Annotated in this window: 15 protein-coding genes; 7 read left to right on the forward strand and 8 right to left on the reverse strand. The window is 49.0% G+C overall.

Features of this window, described 5'->3' with window-relative positions:
- Positions 1–26: 26 nt before the first annotated feature.
- From ACLIN2_RS15685 to ACLIN2_RS15710, 6 genes are all read left to right on the forward strand, one after another.
- A complete protein-coding gene (locus ACLIN2_RS15685; RefSeq protein ID WP_411501499.1) occupies positions 27–944 on the forward strand; it encodes an ABC transporter permease in 918 nt (305 codons plus the stop codon).
- Between the two features lie 12 nt (positions 945–956).
- The gene (locus tag ACLIN2_RS15690; RefSeq protein ID WP_411501500.1) at positions 957–1,868 is read left to right on the forward strand and encodes an ABC transporter permease; all 912 of its coding nucleotides are present in this window, start codon (positions 957–959) and stop codon (positions 1,866–1,868) included.
- Between the two features lie 14 nt (positions 1,869–1,882).
- Positions 1,883–2,884: an ABC transporter ATP-binding protein gene (locus ACLIN2_RS15695; RefSeq protein WP_411501501.1), complete on the forward strand. Its 1,002-nt coding sequence runs from the start codon at positions 1,883–1,885 to the stop codon at positions 2,882–2,884.
- Complete coding sequence (locus tag ACLIN2_RS15700; RefSeq protein ID WP_411501502.1) at positions 2,874–3,851, forward strand: ABC transporter ATP-binding protein; 978 nt, start codon at positions 2,874–2,876, stop codon at positions 3,849–3,851. The genes ACLIN2_RS15695 and ACLIN2_RS15700 overlap by 11 nt, the downstream gene beginning before the upstream one ends.
- A 15-nt stretch (positions 3,852–3,866) precedes the next feature.
- Positions 3,867–5,048, forward strand: a complete 1,182-nt coding sequence (locus ACLIN2_RS15705) for a M24 family metallopeptidase (RefSeq protein WP_092276444.1) — start codon at positions 3,867–3,869, stop codon at positions 5,046–5,048.
- A 1,607-nt stretch (positions 5,049–6,655) separates the two neighbouring features.
- Positions 6,656–6,922 carry a hypothetical protein gene (locus tag ACLIN2_RS15710; protein ID WP_411501503.1) on the forward strand — a complete coding sequence of 89 codons (267 nt, stop codon included), beginning with the start codon at positions 6,656–6,658 and terminating at the stop codon, positions 6,920–6,922.
- A gap of 416 nt (positions 6,923–7,338) precedes the next feature.
- Here ACLIN2_RS15710 and ACLIN2_RS15715 read toward each other — a convergent pair whose 3' ends face one another.
- Together ACLIN2_RS15715 and ACLIN2_RS15720 are read right to left on the reverse strand one after the other, a co-directional pair.
- A complete protein-coding gene (locus tag ACLIN2_RS15715) occupies positions 7,339–8,160 on the reverse strand; it encodes an alpha/beta fold hydrolase (protein WP_411501504.1) in 822 nt (273 codons plus the stop codon).
- A 6-nt stretch (positions 8,161–8,166) separates the two neighbouring features.
- Complete coding sequence (locus tag ACLIN2_RS15720; RefSeq protein WP_411501505.1) at positions 8,167–8,652, reverse strand: DinB family protein; 486 nt, start codon at positions 8,650–8,652, stop codon at positions 8,167–8,169.
- A gap of 146 nt (positions 8,653–8,798) precedes the next feature.
- On the opposite strand from ACLIN2_RS15720, the gene ACLIN2_RS15725 reads away from it, so the two are divergent.
- Positions 8,799–9,698 (forward strand): LysR family transcriptional regulator, encoded by a 900-nt coding sequence (locus ACLIN2_RS15725; protein WP_411501506.1) that lies wholly within the window; start codon positions 8,799–8,801, stop codon positions 9,696–9,698.
- Positions 9,699–9,887: 189 nt separating this feature from the next.
- Here the strand turns inward: ACLIN2_RS15725 and ACLIN2_RS15730 are convergent, their stop codons facing one another.
- The 6 genes from ACLIN2_RS15730 to ACLIN2_RS15755 all read right to left on the reverse strand — a co-directional run bounded on the left by ACLIN2_RS15730 (position 9,888) and on the right by ACLIN2_RS15755 (position 17,710).
- Entirely contained in the window at positions 9,888–11,645 is a 1,758-nt protein-coding gene (locus tag ACLIN2_RS15730) for a Rieske (2Fe-2S) protein (RefSeq protein ID WP_411501507.1), read from the reverse strand.
- Between the two features lie 533 nt (positions 11,646–12,178).
- Positions 12,179–13,231, reverse strand: a complete 1,053-nt coding sequence (locus ACLIN2_RS15735) for an ABC transporter permease (protein ID WP_411501508.1) — start codon at positions 13,229–13,231, stop codon at positions 12,179–12,181.
- 19 nt (positions 13,232–13,250) lie between these two features.
- Positions 13,251–14,249, reverse strand: a complete 999-nt coding sequence (locus tag ACLIN2_RS15740; RefSeq protein ID WP_092276671.1) for an ABC transporter permease — start codon at positions 14,247–14,249, stop codon at positions 13,251–13,253.
- A 22-nt stretch (positions 14,250–14,271) separates the two neighbouring features.
- Positions 14,272–15,759, reverse strand: coding sequence for a sugar ABC transporter ATP-binding protein (locus ACLIN2_RS15745; RefSeq protein WP_411501509.1), 1,488 nt, complete (start codon positions 15,757–15,759; stop codon positions 14,272–14,274).
- Positions 15,760–15,793: 34 nt separating this feature from the next.
- Positions 15,794–16,840, reverse strand: coding sequence for an autoinducer 2 ABC transporter substrate-binding protein (locus ACLIN2_RS15750; protein WP_092276664.1), 1,047 nt, complete (start codon positions 16,838–16,840; stop codon positions 15,794–15,796).
- 60 nt (positions 16,841–16,900) lie between these two features.
- Complete coding sequence (locus tag ACLIN2_RS15755) at positions 16,901–17,710, reverse strand: BtpA/SgcQ family protein (protein ID WP_092276661.1); 810 nt, start codon at positions 17,708–17,710, stop codon at positions 16,901–16,903.
- Positions 17,711–17,722: the final 12 nt, after the last annotated feature.

The raw sequence follows: 17,722 nt of genomic DNA on the forward strand, positions 1-17,722 counted from the left end.
GAAGCGACAGGAAATAGGAGGACTCTATGCTAGACTATCTGATCAAACGGACGGTGCAAGTGCTAGTCGTTCTCTTCTTGGCTCTGACGACAGTCTTTTTCATTATCCGCCTATCGGGAGATCCAACAGCACTGTTTTTGCCACCGGATGCGCCACGGGAGCAGTTGGAGGAATTCCGCAAAGCACTCGGATTTGATCGCCCTCTGTATGTGCAATACACGGAGTTTATTACAAATGCGGTGCAAGGAGACTTCGGAAACTCCTTGCGTACGAGAGAGGATGCTTTGCAGACAGTGCTCAACCGCATTCCTGCAACCTTTCAGCTGGCCTTTACAGCTCTGGGACTTTCCTTGTTGATTGCCATTCCGATCGGCATCAACTCGGCTTACAAGCGCAACACCCTCTTTGACCAGACAGGAGTGGCTTTTACGGTTTTAGGGCAGGCGCTCCCCAGCTTTTGGCTAGGGCTGATCCTCATCTACGTCTTTGCCGTGCAGTTCAAATGGCTGCCGACGGGCGGAGGAGGTTCGATGATTCATCTCATCTTGCCCGCCCTGACACTAGCGGCGTACAGTGTGGCACGATTTGCACGGTTTACCCGCTCGACCATGCTGGATGTTCTGAGAAAAGACTATATCCGGACGGCTAAAGCATCAGGCATTCCGATGTACAAAATCCTGTCTGTCTACGCCTTGAAGAATACGCTCATTCCGATCATTACCCTCGTCGCACTCGATTTGGGCGTGCTTCTCGGTGGTGCGGTTATTGTGGAAGTAGTCTTTGCTTGGCCGGGGCTCGGACGTCTACTCATGCAGTCCTTGCTCAATCGCGATTTTCCGGTGGTCATGGCTGGCGTGTTTTTGATTGCCTTCATCTACTCCGTGATTAACTTTGTGGTGGATGTGCTCTATGCCTACGTGAATCCACAAATTCGGTATAAGTAGGAGGGCCACCAGATGAACCAAACAACCGTAACGGAATCCAATGTCAACCCGCAACTGCTGAAAAAGAGAAAGGCAGGCTCTGGAAAAGCGGGCCTCTACCTTCGACAGCTGAAAAAGAGTCCGTCAGGGATGGCAGGCTTTGTGATTATCTTGATCGTCCTGTTTCTGGGCATCTTTGGCTCTTGGGTCGCTCCTTATGATCCCAATCTGGCGGAGCTCAGTAAAAAGCTGCTTCCCCCGATGTCAGAGGGCCATTTGCTTGGAACGGACCAGCTCGGGCGCGACATCTTATCCAGATTGATACACGGAACAAGCGTGTCTCTCATCATCGGGAGCTGCGCGGTGGTGGTAGCGGGAGCTGTCGGGATGACCTTGGGCGTTATTGCCGGTTACTTTCGAGGATGGGTTGATACCATCATCATGCGGCTGGTAGATGTCGTACTCAGCTTCCCGTTTATCTTGCTCGTTCTGGTCATCAACGCTGTGATCGGAACAGGGTTGAAAAACATCATTCTGTCCTTGGCAATCGCAGGCTGGGTCATTTATGCACGAGTGGTACGCAGTGAGGTACTGGCATTGCGGGAAAAGGAATTCATCGTCTCGTGTGTAGCTACAGGAGTACCACGCTGGGAAATCATCCTCAAGCACATCGTCCCGAATCTGTTTACACCGATTATTGTGCTATCGTCTCTGCAGATTGCCACCTACATCATCGCGGAAGCATCGATCAGCTTTTTGGGCTTCGGGGTTCAACCTCCACAGCCAGCATGGGGCAATATGCTGAGCGAAGGAAAGGACTACATTTTCAGCGCCTGGTGGCTGATCACGTTCCCGGGAATCGCGATTGTCATCACGGCGCTAGGGGTCAATTTGTTTGGGGACTGGCTACGAGATGTACTCGATCCAGAGCTGAAGGGCAATTGAAAGAGGTGAAAAACATGCGAGAGCGTGCCCCCATTCTGGAAGTAAGACAGCTAATGACCCATATCAAGACGGCAAACGGAATCGTGAAAGCGGTAGATGGAGTAGATTTCACCATTTATGAAGGGGAGACGGTGGGGATCGTCGGGGAATCAGGCTGCGGCAAGAGTATGACCTCTCTGGCCGTAATGGGATTGCTTCCCAAACCGATGGCTTATATCGAGTCAGGGCATATTCACTTTGCGGGCAGAGATCTTACGCAGCTGTCTGAAAAAGAAATGCGCAAGCTGCGCGGAAATGACATCTCCATGATTTTTCAAGAGCCGATGACGTCGCTGAATCCCGTTTTTACCATTGGCCAACAGCTCAGCGAACCACTGAAGCAGCATACACGGCTGAACAAAAAAGAGGTAAGAAATGCCGTTATCTCGATGCTGCAATCGGTCGGGATCCCGAGAGCTGAGCAGATCATCGACGAATATCCACACCAGCTCTCGGGGGGTATGCGGCAGCGAGTCATGATCTCGCTTGCCATGCTTTGCCAGCCAAAGCTGTTGATTGCCGATGAACCGACTACGGCTTTGGATGTGACGATCCAGGCGCAAATTCTGGAGCTGATGAAAGCGATCAAAGCCACTACGAATATGGCGATGATGCTAATCACACATGATCTGGGTGTCGTAGCAGAAATGTGCGATCGGGTCATGGTCATGTACGCGGGGCAGGTAGTGGAAAGCGCCGACGTTCGTACGATTTTCAACCGGCCGACGCATCCCTACACGCAAGGACTGTTAGCTTCCATGCCTACCGCCAATGAGCGCAAAGGAGAGCTGTCGTCTATTCCAGGCAGTGTTCCGCGCCCAGATGAAATACCGCCTGGCTGTGCATTTGCGCCACGCTGTTCCATCGCTACCGACCGATGCAGGCAAGAGCGGCCTGTGCTGCAAGCATACGAGAACCAATGGACCCGTTGCTGGCATCCCATCAGCAAGCCCTCGGAGGTGACACATGCTACCTGAGCCATTACTCGAGATCAAGCAGCTGAAAAAGTACTACGAGATCAAGAAAGGTTGGTTCCAGCCCATGCAGCAGGTACGTGCCGTCGACGATGTCACGTTCACCGTGTATAAAGGCGAGACGTTTGGGTTGGTCGGAGAGAGCGGGTGCGGAAAGTCGACTACAGGGCGGGCCATTCTCCGACTGCAGGAGCACACATCCGGTGAAATTCGGTTTGCGGGGAGAGACATTTCCGGGCTTCCTTATACAGAAATGAGGCAGCTGCGCCGAAAAATGCAAATGGTATTTCAGGACCCATACGCTTCCTTGAACCCGAAAAAGACCATCCTGCAAATTTTGACGGAGCCTTTGCGCGTCCATGGGCTGTACACGCCGGAAGAACGCGTGCAAAAGGCCATTGAAATGCTCGAGATCGTGGGATTGTCTGAATATCATCTGCATTCCTATCCGCATGAATTTTCTGGTGGTCAGCGGCAGCGTATCGGCATTGCCCGCGCCGTCATCCTGCAGCCTGAGCTGATTATCGCCGACGAGCCAGTTTCCGCCCTGGATGTTTCCATTCAGTCACAGGTGATAAATCTGCTTTTACAGCTGCAACGCGATTTTCATCTCACCTATATTTTTATCTCCCATGATTTAGGGGTAGTCCGGCATATGACTGACCGTGTGGGTGTGATGTATCTGGGAAAGCTGGTCGAGCAAGCCAAGACAGAGGAGCTATTCCGAAGCCCCAAGCATCCTTACACAAGAGCCCTTCTATCTGCTGTACCGATCCGACATCCAGATGAGGAAAAAGAAAGAGTCGTTTTAAAGGGAGACGTTCCCAGTCCGCTTAACCCACCAGAGGGATGCCATTTCCATCCACGCTGCCCTGACTGCATGCAAATTTGCAAGACAGAAAAGCCGCCAGTCGTGGAAGTGGGAGATCATGTCGTCGCTTGCCACTCATATGCAACTGAAAACAGATGAAAAGAGGAGATCAACATGCTACTCGCCATTTCTAAGGAAGAACTCATCGGCCGCCAGAAAAAGCTCATGGAGAAGCTCTCGGCAAACGAGCTGGATTGCGCCATTCTCTTCAGTGTTGTCGATATCTTTTACCTGACGGGCTTTCATTTTCACCCAACTGAAAGACCGATCGGCTTTTTCATCGACCCGCAGCAGAAGACCCATCTGTTTGTTCCTGCCCTTGAGCATGAGCATGCAGAAGAATTCGCCAGCGTAGACCATGTTCATTCCTATCCGGAGTACCCCGGGCTTCGTCATCCGATGGAGTACCTGAAGGATGCATTGGTCGAAGCCAATTTCTCTGGAAAACGAGTCGGCTTTGATGCAGAAGGCTACGGCTCCTCGATGGGGTATCGTGGACAAAAGGTTCGTCAATTTTTAGAGGCAAAAGATTTCACCTCGATTTATGGCTGGGTCGAGGAAATGCGAGTCGTCAAGTCGGCAGCTGAAATTGAGCTGATCAAAGAATCGTGCCGTTGGGGAAATCTCGCTCATCGCTTGCTGCAAAAGTATTCCAAGCCAGGCTTGAGCGAAATTGAAATCACATCGAAGGCTTCTACCGAGGCGACCATGGCCATGATCGAAACCTTGGGGGCAGACTATAAGCCACACGGAAATACGGCCTATGCCATTTTCCGCGGTCAGGTCGGGCCGATGTCTGCTTTCCCGCATGCCGTTACCCAAAACCTCGTGCTGAAAAAAGGAGATACCCTGGTGACGGGAGCCGCGGCAGATGTCTGGGGATACCATAGTGAGCTGGAGCGGACGATGTTTGTCCAAGAGGCAAACGAAGAACAGGAGAAATACTTTTCCTTCATGGTGCAGGCGCAAGATATCGCTTTTGCACACATCAAGCCCGGCAAACCTATGTCCTATGTAGAAGAGGCGGTTCAAGCCTTCTTTAAAGAAAACGGAATTTCGCATCTGACCTCCCATCACACAGGCCATGCGATCGGTCTACTGGGACACGAAGCGCCTTTCTTCGATCTGGGGGATCACACCATCATGCAGCCCGGAATGGTCATGACGGTGGAGCCGGGGATTTACGTACGCGGACTGGGCGGATTCCGTCATTCGGATACGGTCCTCGTGACAGAAAATGGGATGGAAATGCTCACTTACTACCCAAGAGATTTGGGCTCGATGATCTGCGTATAAGCAGCACAAGAAGGACAGAGGAGGGTTGTCGCTTATGGTGACAGCTCTCTTTTTGCATGGAAGCTCAGCAAGCTTCGCAATCTGTAAGAAACAATCCGAACTGAAATGCCTTAACATGTAGTTTATGAAGTGAGCTAAAGCTGTGCGTTATGGGAGCGGTTAGCTGTGCAGGACACTTGGAATAAGCGGAGAGGCGAGAGGGAATGAAGAGAGCGGAATAAAGGAATAAAGAATACAGAGTATCGGGAGAACGGAGGACCCGTAACACGACGAAGCAGAGTGCCGCCCTTTGGCACTCCTTTCGTTTTATTTTTTCTTGTTTCTTTCGAGGTAGTGAGCCAGGTTGTTCAAGGTATCTTCGTAGGATCTTTTCTTTTGCGTAGTAGTGGTTGTATTTGGTTTCGCTTTTACTTTCGTCATGGTGGGCCTCCGGTCATTTTTAGTTATAGTTATCTTAATTATAATATAAGTGAATTTACAAATAATGTAAATAGTTTTTTTAAAATTATTTAAAAAGTTTTTTCTCGGTTAAATTATAGCTTGGCAGTTGCATGGTGAAACCTCATGGATCGGTCACCAACGACAACATTGATCAGCATGATAATGAACGATTCAAAGGCTCAATTTGAAACCTACGAACGTAACAGCTGCTAATGCAGCGTATCATCGATAAATAACACGTGAACGCGTATCCAGGATTGCTGTGAATCTATGAAGCTAGCATTTTTTCTCCACGCCGTGTCATTTGATATGTTTGTTTGAAACTAAACTAGCGATACATAAACAATCAAGGTTCGATCAAGATTTTGGACGCTGCTAGATTTCGTAACTGATTTGAAGGATAGCCAGCAATGATTATTCATGCTGATTTACGTTGTCGGAGATCCGGATGTGCTGGTGAGCGAACCATGATGATTTGCAATCAAATGACGTCATGTTTCATAAGAACAGAGTGTACTCCCTTGCTGTAAAACCGCTGTTTATTTTGAGTCCGATAATATATATTATGTAAACTTATAAAAAGAGAAGAAATCTGGATGTGTGTAATGACCAGATATTTGATATTAACTGCATGGATTTCCTGTACAAATAGATGGCTTTAATCGTTTTAGAAATTTTCGCACTTTGGTAAGCGCCATACCTGGATGATTAGATCACTGTATGTGGTTTTAAATAAGAATCTATCGTAGCTGGTTAAGGTCATTCAAAGCGTTTATAATCAATGTGACAAAGTTCATCTGCATGGAATAACATGATTGATTTGATGTAATGTAATGTTATTTAGAATAAATAGGATTAAGTACCAGCTGTACAACCAGCTTCACAAGTCGACAAAGGTACGCCCTATATTTTTTATAAAAAATATCAGTTCATGAAATAGCATTTTCATGAACTGATAATCAAACGTATTTTAAAGACTATTATTTTGATGATTAGATTTACTTTCGATTTCAATGTTATTCGTTTTTGTTTACAGCAGTGTTCGTATGTTCGTTTACTCTTCCTTTTATTCACCATTACATTTTTCCGATAACTATTTACCGATCTTTTCCATTTATTTGGACCTCCCTTTCATCTTGTAACACCTGTTCTCCAGATGGATCAGGTTGAATCCAGGACTTTGCCACAAACTAGGGATTCCAGTGATGCTCATCACTACTGGCAACCAGGATCAGCACCCTTTGACCAGTCTATCTCGCGTGGTAAACTCTGCCGGTGAAATCGACAGCTTGCTCTCATGCGTGCCACTCATTTTGATTAATGAATTGTTGGCACACGAAAGCGGCCGCAGGTTGGAAGGACAGGCCAAACAAGACTTCCAGCGGCTTGAACGGATCCTGGAAGAAAACAATCTCACCATATGGGAACAATAGCATACGAAAGCACCGACCGCTTAAAACGGAAAAAGGGAGCCAAGAGCCCCCTCGTTTTTTGCAATTCCGTTGGTAAGTGGGTGTTTTTTCAGTATTCCACCTGGACACATTGGTTTTATTTCTTTCTGTTATTGACGATGGGATTCAAGATGTACGTAGCTGACAATCGCTTGAAAAGTTTTTGCTCTTCTCTCTTTTTCAAATTCGATATCATTCGGATTTTAGCAAGCAGCTTATCAAACTCAAAAGTATAACCCCCGTAAATTTTCTCACCAAGAGAGAGTTTTCTTCAAAAAATACGAAATATATATTGAAAACCTTTTTTAATGTACGTGTATTCAAAAGGAAATCAGTTCCTTTTGAGGTGTTTGCTTACCTGACTTCTATACGATTGGTCCTCTTCTCTGCTCTTCCACTTAGCTGTTGATGAAATTCAACAGATCAATATTGAGTTGGTCCGCATGGGTGATGAATAAACCGTGTGCCGCATTCTCATACACGATGAACTGACTGTCTTGGACAAGCTGCGCGGATTTTCGCCCGCATAGGTGAATAGGTGCCGACTGATCCGAGTCACCGTGAATGATCAAAGTCGGTACGTGAATGTCCCGCATCTGTGCTCGGAGATCCGAGTGAAAAATAGCCTCGCTGCAATCAATAGTAGCTTTCGCTGAACACTGCATGCACATCTGCGTGCCCAATTGTATCCTCTCTGCTGATACCGAAATCCCCGGCAAACCTACGCCGAAAAAGGGCGGGGCGTTGTCCGCGAACCATTTCGGCCGATCTTGGGAACGCATCGCGACCATGGAATCAAACATTTTCTGGTCGATCCCATCAGGGTTGTCATCGGTCTTTTGCAAAAACGGTGCGGTACCCGCCAGTATCGCGATCCGTGCAATACGCTCCGTGCCGTAACGAAACAGGTAGCGAACAACTTCGCCACTCCCCATCGAGTAGCCGACAAGCGTGATGTCTTGCAGATCGAGACAATCGATCAATGCGGCGAGGTCACTGGCGAGCGTATCGTAGTCGTAGCCCTCTGCCGGCCAATCGGAACGTCCGTGCCCACGCCTGTCGTAGGCTATACATCTGAGCCCGTTGGAGACGAGAAACGGCATTTGCAGCTCCCACATTTCGGAGTTCATAAAGGCAGCGGAAACTAGAACAACCGGCTTGCCCGTTCCCCAATCCTGGTAAAACAGTCGTGTACCGTCACGCGTTTCAAAGAATGGCATGGGTGATCACTTCCCCTCTTCGCGCTCGTATTGCAGAACCTTCAACAGGCAGGATATGGTCGAGAAGTGCATGGTTTCATGGATGAAGGCAAAATTGAATACTTCTCCAACAGTTTCAAAGCGCAGCGGCCCCATTTCTATGGGCGACTCCAACTTATTTTCAAGGACGTGGGGAGAGATTTCGGATAGGCTGGCCAGTTGAGCCGATAAGCATTGAACCAGCTCCTCTTTACTTGGCGGTGCCGCAGTCCAATCGGCTGGCTTCGTCCCGGTATGGAAGAAAGCAGCGTAGGTACCTGGCAGGCTAGAAGAAAACGGAAGCCCGAGCGTGAGAAAGTAATCCAGGCAAAAAGCAATGTGCCCGACATTCCATCTGATTGTATTAGCAAACTGTGGTGGCTGCTTATCAAATAAATCCTCGGGAATCGATTGGATCTGATGCAGGACCAGTTGGCGAACAGAAAGTGCTGTACGAATCATGCTTTGGGACATAAGGGATCTCCTCCGTTTTTTCCTCGATTGACTGCGCGCGCTTATCGTCAAACCAAGTGTATCCCTTACAAAAACATCCAACAATCACGTAATTCCGATTATAATCATTAGTAGCAGTAATGATGTCTCACCGGGAGTGTGTATCTATGGAGCTAAGACAGCTTGAATACTTTATGGCCGTTTGCGAAGAATTGCATTTCTCCAGAGCCTCTGAAAAGCTATGTACCACGCAGTCCAACCTCAGCCAGCAGATCAAGCTCTTGGAGAACGAACTGGGCGTTCCCCTGTTTGACCGAATGGGCAAGCGGATCGCCCTGACAGATGCCGGAAAAGTCTTGCTCGATCAGAGTCGTCATGTTTTTTCCCATATTGCCTATGCACGTGATGCGATTGCCGAAATGAAAGACATGCAAGGCGGCTCCATTACGATTGGTGTCCTCCCAGGAGACGCCGATCTGCTTTTCAATGCGCTGCTCGTGCAATTTCACCAAACCTACCCCAAATTGTCCCTTTCTGTCATTGAAACGACGAAAATCATAGAACAGGTCGCTGCCGGCACTATCGACATCGGTGTCACGACTACCCCTTCTCCAGATGAGCGCTTCACGGTTGTCCCGCTGTTTCACGAGGAATTCGCCTTGGCTGTTCGTTCTGATCATCCTCTTGCGGAAAAAGGGAAGGTGGCGTTCGAGCAGCTTCGTGACATGAAAATGGTGATGTTTCCACCTGATCATCAAGTCAGGCAGCTGATTGGCCATTATTGCTTGCAGGCAGGCTTTCGTTTGCAGCCCCATATCGAAACGACGACCTTGTCCTCTCTTCTCTCTCTCGTAGAGCAAGGGATTGGCGCATGCGTACTGCCCCGGCTGCTATTGGAATCTCTCGGCAAAAAGGAGATTGCGGTCGTTTCACTGGTGAATCCCACTCCCAGCCAGGATATCTGTATCGTGTATCGCTCGGACAAATATGTAGGCTTTGCCGCAAGGGCGTTTATGGATACGCTGACCCGCTACATTCAAGCCGCCAAAGAGCTCACAGGGGTTTAGCGCACTGTATATTGAATTCGGATACGATTTTTTAATGGATTCTTTCATACTCCCTCTCCTTTGAAAATCTCCTTCTCTTGGGGAAAATACTATGGTTGCATTTCTATCATACAATCATACATTGCACGAGGCTGCCGAGTTCTATCGGCAGCCTCAGTTGTTTATGAGAAACAAAGCTTCGCTAACGGCTTACGCCTCTTCGAAAAGCCGCTCGCCCCGATACAACCGAGTGGCAATGCGGGCAGTGTGCGACTGTTCGCGCGGGGTTGGCGCATGGGCAGCCAGATAGCGGGTTGCTGCCAAAAGCATCGTCTCACCAGCGCGGGCAGCAAAGGCATCATCGCGCGTAGCCCATCGCTCATATTCAGAGACCGCCGCTTCGTACATTTGGAAGGAATGAAATTCGGCATCTTCGCGCAAAAGCGCATGTCCCAATGTATTTAGAATGGCATCAGGGTCACCGCTTGCGTGCAGGTAACCAGCTGTCCAGCGGGCCGCTTCGTTTACCTGCTGGCGAAGATCCATCATTTGCAGCAGCCGCTCCGGTTTGGCAGTGTCCACGGCGGGGACTATCGAGCCATCTGGGCGGGGTGCCGCAGGGATGTTCAAAAAACGATCTAAGTAGATCCGGATGACTCCGTGATAGATCGCCCGTAGCAGCAGAGGATGGGTCGAACCGCGCAAACGCTTATGCACGGCATGGGAATAGGTAAAGGTATGCAGTACGGAAATCCAATCACTAAAATCATTTTGGGTATGGAAGCGGACGATCCGCTCGGCTGCTGCCAAAGCAACCAGCTGCGCCAATTGAGCGGGATTTGCTCCCGATTTCAGGACCTTAGTCACCAGATGCACCGTTTCAAGTGGTTCGTCGCTTAACAGTTGATCCACAATTTTCTTCTCGTCCACTTCGGAAATATCTGCATAAGACTCTACAAGAGGAAAGCTATCCAGCTGCGCGAAGGCTTCCTTTAGCGGAGCAACTAGATTCACTGGCGACTGCCACTGATGAAGTTCCTCGCTCCGGGTAGGATTTTCGAGGAGCGGAACCAGTGCGGTCAATATCTGCTTGGTGTGCGCTTTGCCAATAAGGTCAATCGCTTCCAGGGCTTTATTGTGAAAATCAAACGTATGGCCGCCATCCAAATAAAAGTGGTCGGTCGCCGCTATCAGCATCATCTCCGAAAGCTGTTCTAGGGAAGCCCCTTGGCGAATCGCCGTAAGCAAGACTCTTTCCGCGCCTTGTGTATCGCGGACCTCGATACAGTTGCGGTACCATTCCGTCAGTCTCTCAAACGGTACGCCGTCTCCTGGCAGCGGTTTAAGCAGATGCCGAGCCGGGGCACCGGAGCTGTTACGAGCTACATGACGCAGCCCTTGATAAAGCGCGAGAATGGTTCCTGCTTTATCTAGCTTCGGCAGCACATTGGCCATCGCGGTGAGTATAGTAAGTCCAGAACTCCAGCCTCTCCCATAAACGGTACCGAACTCGATGCCGATCTGCGTGATTTCCGCTGCTGGAACCCCTGCTTCCACCAAGCCAACGACAGCTTTGGCAATGACAAGACCTAGATTTTGCTCCAGACCTTCCCGCAGCCGTAGCTTGTATCTTTCAACACTACTCGTCTGCTTTGGCTGCGGATTCACCCAAACGATCCCATTTTCAATTTTCACCTCATAGGATGGAACATCGTCGGCCCACGGGTCCAGCGTTCCGCCGCTGCAGACGTCAAAGCGCGCATGATGCCAATGGCAAGTAAGTATTCCATCGCACAAGCTGCCCATATGCAAAGGAAATCCCAAGTGCGGACAGCGATTGTCCACCGCATACACCTGTTCCTCATGATAAAACACTGCGATACCGCCGTGGATTAGCTTGTGGCCATTCTCTTGAATCGCCTTCAGCGTACCTGCTTGGATCCAAGACGGGGTTGGCGTTTGCTGCATGCTGATCCCTCCTATAAATATTCTGTATTTTCAAATAAATGCTACCACCATTTATGAACTTTGTCAATTTTTTCGTTTCTAATGTATGCTAATGGGTTTGGCTTTCTAATTCGCCTCTAAAAAAGTAAAGAAGCTGTGAAAAACAATTCGTTTTTCTCCAGCTTCTTTCATTGTCGCTTTTAGTTTGAGGAAAGCGGTTAGGCCGATGCCCGCCACTTACAATAGATTTGTGCTAGGGCAACAATCCGAACTCAAACCTTACAAGCTGCTTAAGTAAATAACCTGTCTACCTTTTCGGGGTCACTTCATCTTTCTCTGCGCTTTCTTTATGCCGATCGCCGTCATAAATCTATTTCTGTAGAAGTTCCGCTGCTTGCGCTCGTGTGATCTCTCCGGATTTTACCTTCTCGTAAATGTCGCCTAAAGCTGCTTTGAACTGATTGTTTTTCCTAATGGAGACAGCTAAATCTTCTTTCGTACCAACAAAAAAGATGACAGCCACAGCTACCATCTTTTTGGAAAAACAATCTTCCCTAACTAATACTCCTTACCTTCCTTCGATTGCTCCATTCGTTGATGACCATGACGAGCAAGAGAACGATGCCCCACATAAAATCCTTGAAGAAATTCCCCACGTGCAAGGCATTTAGGCCGCTTGATAAAAATTGCAGCGTCAAGACAGCCATCACGATCCCCGCTATCTTTCCAAAGCCACCCCTTGGATCCACTCCACCCATCACCGCTACCAATATGGCCTGCAAAATGTACGACGTCCCATAGTCCGCCTTTGCCGAATTGGTTTGGGCGACAATGACCAGACCAGCTATAGCAGCCAACACACCACTGATTGCATAGGTCGTAAGCAGTACACGCGTGTTGTTTACGCCCGAAAAGACGGAAGCTGTTGGATTTGCTCCCAGCATTTGCAGCTTCATCCCATACGATTGCTTGTTCAACAGCACATACGTCCCCAGAATACACAAGCAAAACATAAGCAGCGGTACAGGAAAGATCCACAAGCTTCCGTTTCCGATTTTGGTATACAGCTCAGGTAACCCGACAATAGCTTGCCCCTTCGTTACAATAATGGCAATCCCCATAAATAGCTGCATCGTGCCCAAGGTCACCAGAATGGGAGGAATGCCAATCTTTGTAATCGCAAAGCCGTTAAATAGACCGCATACGAGTCCGACAATGAGTGCAGCAGTTACGCCAAGCAGGATATACAAAAGGCTCTCACTCGCGGATGCTTCCGCAGGCAGCATTCGCACCATAACCGAAGCCGCTATGATCGAGGTGAGATTGGCGATCCCGACAATGGATAGATCGATACCTCCGGAAATCATCGAGAGCATCATGGCAAACGCAAAAATACCAAAAACGGGGAATTGAAACGACATCGAGGTAAAGCTGTCCAGCGACAAAAAAGTGTTTGGACTTAATCCTGCCATCAATACAAAGACGACGAGCATGATGATGAACAATCGGGTTATGCTTGCATCTTGTGGCAAATAGCGCTGCAAAGAAAAAGACGACCTACTGATTGGCGTAATTGGCTCAGGACTATTCCCGTTTGGGTTTGTCATAGCTACCCTCCTTTCATAGTTAGGAAACGATCGATTTTCGCTTCATGATCGATCTCTTCACTTGATATGCCGCAACGCCCGTTCCGATCAGGATCAAGGCACCGATGACAAATCGCTGCCAGTAGGAAGGAATACCCAACAGTATCAAGCTGTTTTGGATCGTGATAACGAGTAATAATCCCAGCAAGGAGCCCAGCACCGTTCCATGTCCGCCAGTAATTCGCGTCCCCCCGAGCACGACCGCTGCTATAATCAGCAGCTCCGTTCCCAGCAAGTCAACCGGATTGGAATTTCGCATCATTGTCGTATGAATCATGCCTGCGACCCCGGCCATTAGCCCGACAAAGCCATAAATAAAAAACTGAATGCGAATGGGAGAAAATCCGATCCTTTGCGCAGATACGGCATCACCTCCGAGCGCATAGATACCTCTGCCCATCATCGTATATCGCAGCAGCAATGCTACGAGTACAATCACTCCGAGCGAAACAAGGACCGCGACCGGTAGCCCTACAGTAATTCCGCTGTCATTCGTAAACTTGAAAATCTGCTCTTTGGAAAAGGTTAAGAGCGGCTTCGGCAAATCGCTGATCTGGCTGCTCCCTACAAAAGTCAGGAGAAACCCGCTGAACATGGAGGAGGTACCCAAGGTCACGATCAGCGTGGGCAAACGGAACAGAGAAATAAAGACAGCATTTATCAGACCCAGGCACAGACCAATCAACCCGGACAGCAGAAAAGCAACGAGCACGGGGCCGTCATAGTGCATGGAATGAAGAATTTTCGTGGAGCAAAACATGCTGAAGGTCGCAATGGCAGGGAAAGAAACATCAATCCCTCCCGAAATAATGACCAGCATGGCACACATCACAAAGATTCCGGGGACGATTCCACTTCGGATTAGATCGAACAGATTGGTGATGGTAAAAAAGGCACTGCTTTGGCTGCCGATCACGAGAAACAGCGCAAGGACGACGATGGCTACATAAAATTCACTGGTTTGCATGACCTTTTTCATTGGCTCTCCCCCTGCCGCCTCACTACGATGTGGTTTCTTGCAATCGCGTCCATTCTTCTTGGCTCCATTCCTTACCGGCCATTTCTCCCACTAGTCGACCATTTTTCATGACCAGTATCCGATTGCAGTTATGCTTGAGCTCAGGAAAGTCATCGGAGATCATCAATACCCCCATGCCCTCCTGTGCCAGTGCACGTATCACTTGATGAATGTCTTCCTTCGAGCCGATATCTACCCCGACGGTCGGCCCATTCAATATGAGCAGCCGCGGCCGGGTTGCAAGCCATTTCGCAAGAACGACACGCTGCTGATTGCCACCGGATAGTGTCTTGACCGGCAATGCAGGAGAGTGTGCGACAATCCCCAAGCTCTTGATCCAATCCTGAACCGTACTTTTCACTTTTGTTTGATTCAGCATGTTTAAGCGGCTGGACAGCTGATCGACCACGCTGATCACCATATTCCGCTCGATGGATTGCTCCAAAAATAAGCCTTCGGTCAGACGATCCTCTGGCACATACGCAATTCGCTGCGCGATCGCATCCTGTACAGAATGGATCTTTTGCTCCTTGCCCTCGATGAAGATTTTGCCGCTCGTAGCGCTTCTCAAGCCAAAGAGCGATTCCGCCAGCTCCGTTCGACCTGATCCGAGCAAGCCCGTCAAACCCACGATTTCCCCTGCTTTGACCTGCAGCGAAATATGTTCAAAGCACCCCTGCAATCCTAAATCTTCTGTTTGCAGGATAGGGATGCTGGCATCTTCTTTTATCTCGTAATAGCTTTCTTCAATTTTTCTTCCCGTCATGTAAAAGACGAGCTTGTCACGATCGAGCTGTTGGACCCTTTCGGATACCACGTTCTTGCCATTGCGCAATATGGTGATTCTCTCGGAAATCGCAAAGACTTCTTCCAGCTTGTGGCTGACGAATAGAATCGTCATTCCTTCTCTTTTCAGGCCGTTAATGATGGAGAACAGTGAGCTCACTTCTTTTTGCGTCAATGCTGTCGTCGGTTCATCCATGATAATCAGCTTGGCTTTGTGCATCAGCGCTCGTGAAATGGCAATCAGCTGCTTGTCGGCTACCGACAGCGTTTCCACTTTTGCGTCGAGATCCAGCTGGATGTTGACTTTCTCCAGTGCCTGCTTGGCCATCTGCTTCATCTTGCGCCAATTAACCAGCTTTCTGTTTTGGGCCAGCTCGGTATTGAGAGCGATATTCTCTGCTACGGTCAGGTTCGGAAAGATGGAGAAGTCTTGATAAATTACCTGAATCCCTTCATTAATCGCATCGATGGGAGTCAGCAGCTTGCGTTTCTGACCATGTATCCGCATTTCGCCATGATCCGGTGCGTGCACACCGGACATGACTTTGATCAGAGTGGATTTCCCGCAACCATTCTCTCCGGCCAAACAGTGGATTTCTCCATAATCCAGTTCGATGCTGACATCCTTCAGGGCTTGGACACCGGCAAATGATTTGCTGATCCCAGACAATTGTATGAGCGACATGATTGCGGTTCACCCTCTCTAAACGTGTGTAGAATTAGAAGTTGTAATCATTCATGTTATCTTTTCCGACCCCGACCCAAGCGCTGCCGAACAAGTATTTGTCATTGACGACCTTGATGCTTTCGTAGCCCTTCACCCCGAGATTTGCACCTTCCTTGATATCTGCTTTCTTACCATCCAGTACCATGACAGCCAGCTTGTTCATCACATACCCGGCGTCAGCGGGATCCCAGAAGCCAATCATGCTCATCGCACCGCTCTCCAAATATTGCTTGCTCACGGACGGTACGCTTGTGCCCACGACGCTCACTTTTCCTTGCAGCCCCATTTCTTCTACTGCCAGTGCCGCACCAGCAGCATCGTTCCCCGACGCGCCCTGGAAGCCTTTCAGATTTGGAAAAGCCTTCAGTGTTTCCCGGAATTTCTCACTCGCCGTTTTCTGATCGTCATTCGTTTCCAGCTTGCGGGCGACTGCTTTCATGTTCGGGTACTTCTCCTGTTGGCGTTTGTACGCGCCTTCTTCCCACTGCATGTGCGATTTCGTCGTTAAGCTGCCCACAGTTGTCATGTATTCGCCCTGCTCGCCCATCGATTTCGCCAGACTGTCCATTAAGAAAGCACCGTAGTCCAAGTTGTCGAACGCTTCGATATTAAAGTCTGTATTTTCAAAGCCGTCTGCCTCGTGTGTAATGACTACAATACCTTTTTCACGTGCCTTTTTCAGCACGGGCTCCAACGCTTCGGCAGAAAACGGGACGACAGTAATCGCGTCTACTTTTTGCGCGATCAGGTCCTCGATAATTTGCACTTGCAGCGCCGCATCTGCTTTCTGCGGCCCTTGCATAAACGTTTCGTTGCCTGTTTCCTCACCGAACCTCTTGATTCCCTCGTTCATTCGATCAAACCATGCGACACCCGTCAATTTGACCACTGTGGCGATCTTGTACTTTTTCCCGCTGGCCTGTTGTCCTGTCTGGTCTTGTGGCTGTGTACTTTCGCCGCCACTGCATGCTGACAGTAAGAGCAGCAATACAGCCAGCATCAGGCTCACGAGCGTCAAGCTTCTTCTCTGTCTGTTCATGATCGTCGACCTCCCTTATCTTCTGTTTGTAATGAAAATGACATGGTCACATGTCATGCACTACCTCTGCCGAAACGCTTTTACCTTTTCCATGAACGCTCTTACTCGCTCTAGGTCTACATGATTTTCGAATTTTCCGTCTAATTTAAACGTTGTTCCGACGACTGCTCCGTCCGCAATGGATAGCTGCTGCTCCAGATTTTGCATGCGGACTCCGGTGTTCGCCAGGACGACTGTTTCGGGAACAGCATCCTTTACCCGCTTCAAAATTTGCGAATCGGTCTCTGTCCCTGCCGTCAATCCTGATACGCACAAGGCATCCGGCCGATTGTTGAATACGGTGGATTTCGCGACATTCTCAATATCCCGATCTGCCAAGTACTTCGCGGCTTCTGGAACGATATTGAAGAGCAGCTTTACATTCTCTGCTCCGATCCGATACTGATGACGTACCGTCTCGCCAACATTGGTGTTCCATATGCCAAAATCGCTCGCGTAAACGCCCGTAAAGATTTCACGGACAAACTGTGCCCCAGTTGCAGCAGCCAGATCCAGTGATTTTTTCGCATCCCAGAGCACGTTGACTCCGAAAGGAATTTGAATATCGCTTTTGAGTTCTCCGATGATTCTCGCCATCGCTGCTACTGTCTCCGTTTTTACCTCGGTCAAATACGGCAGACTAAACTCGTTGGAAAACATCACGGCATCCACGCCACCGTCCTGGAGCGCTCGCAAATCCTTTCGCGCCATTTCCACGACGTATTCCATCCCTTTTTCTTTCTGAAAGGAAGGGTCTCCTGGCAAAGGAAGCAGGTGGCACATGGCAATGATTGCTTTTTCCGTTCCGATTACGTCTTTTAACCAAGTCATGATTTGACTCCA

The sequence above is a fragment of the Brevibacillus centrosporus genome (assembly GCF_046622605.1).
GTDB lineage: Bacteria > Bacillota > Bacilli > Brevibacillales > Brevibacillaceae > Brevibacillus > Brevibacillus centrosporus.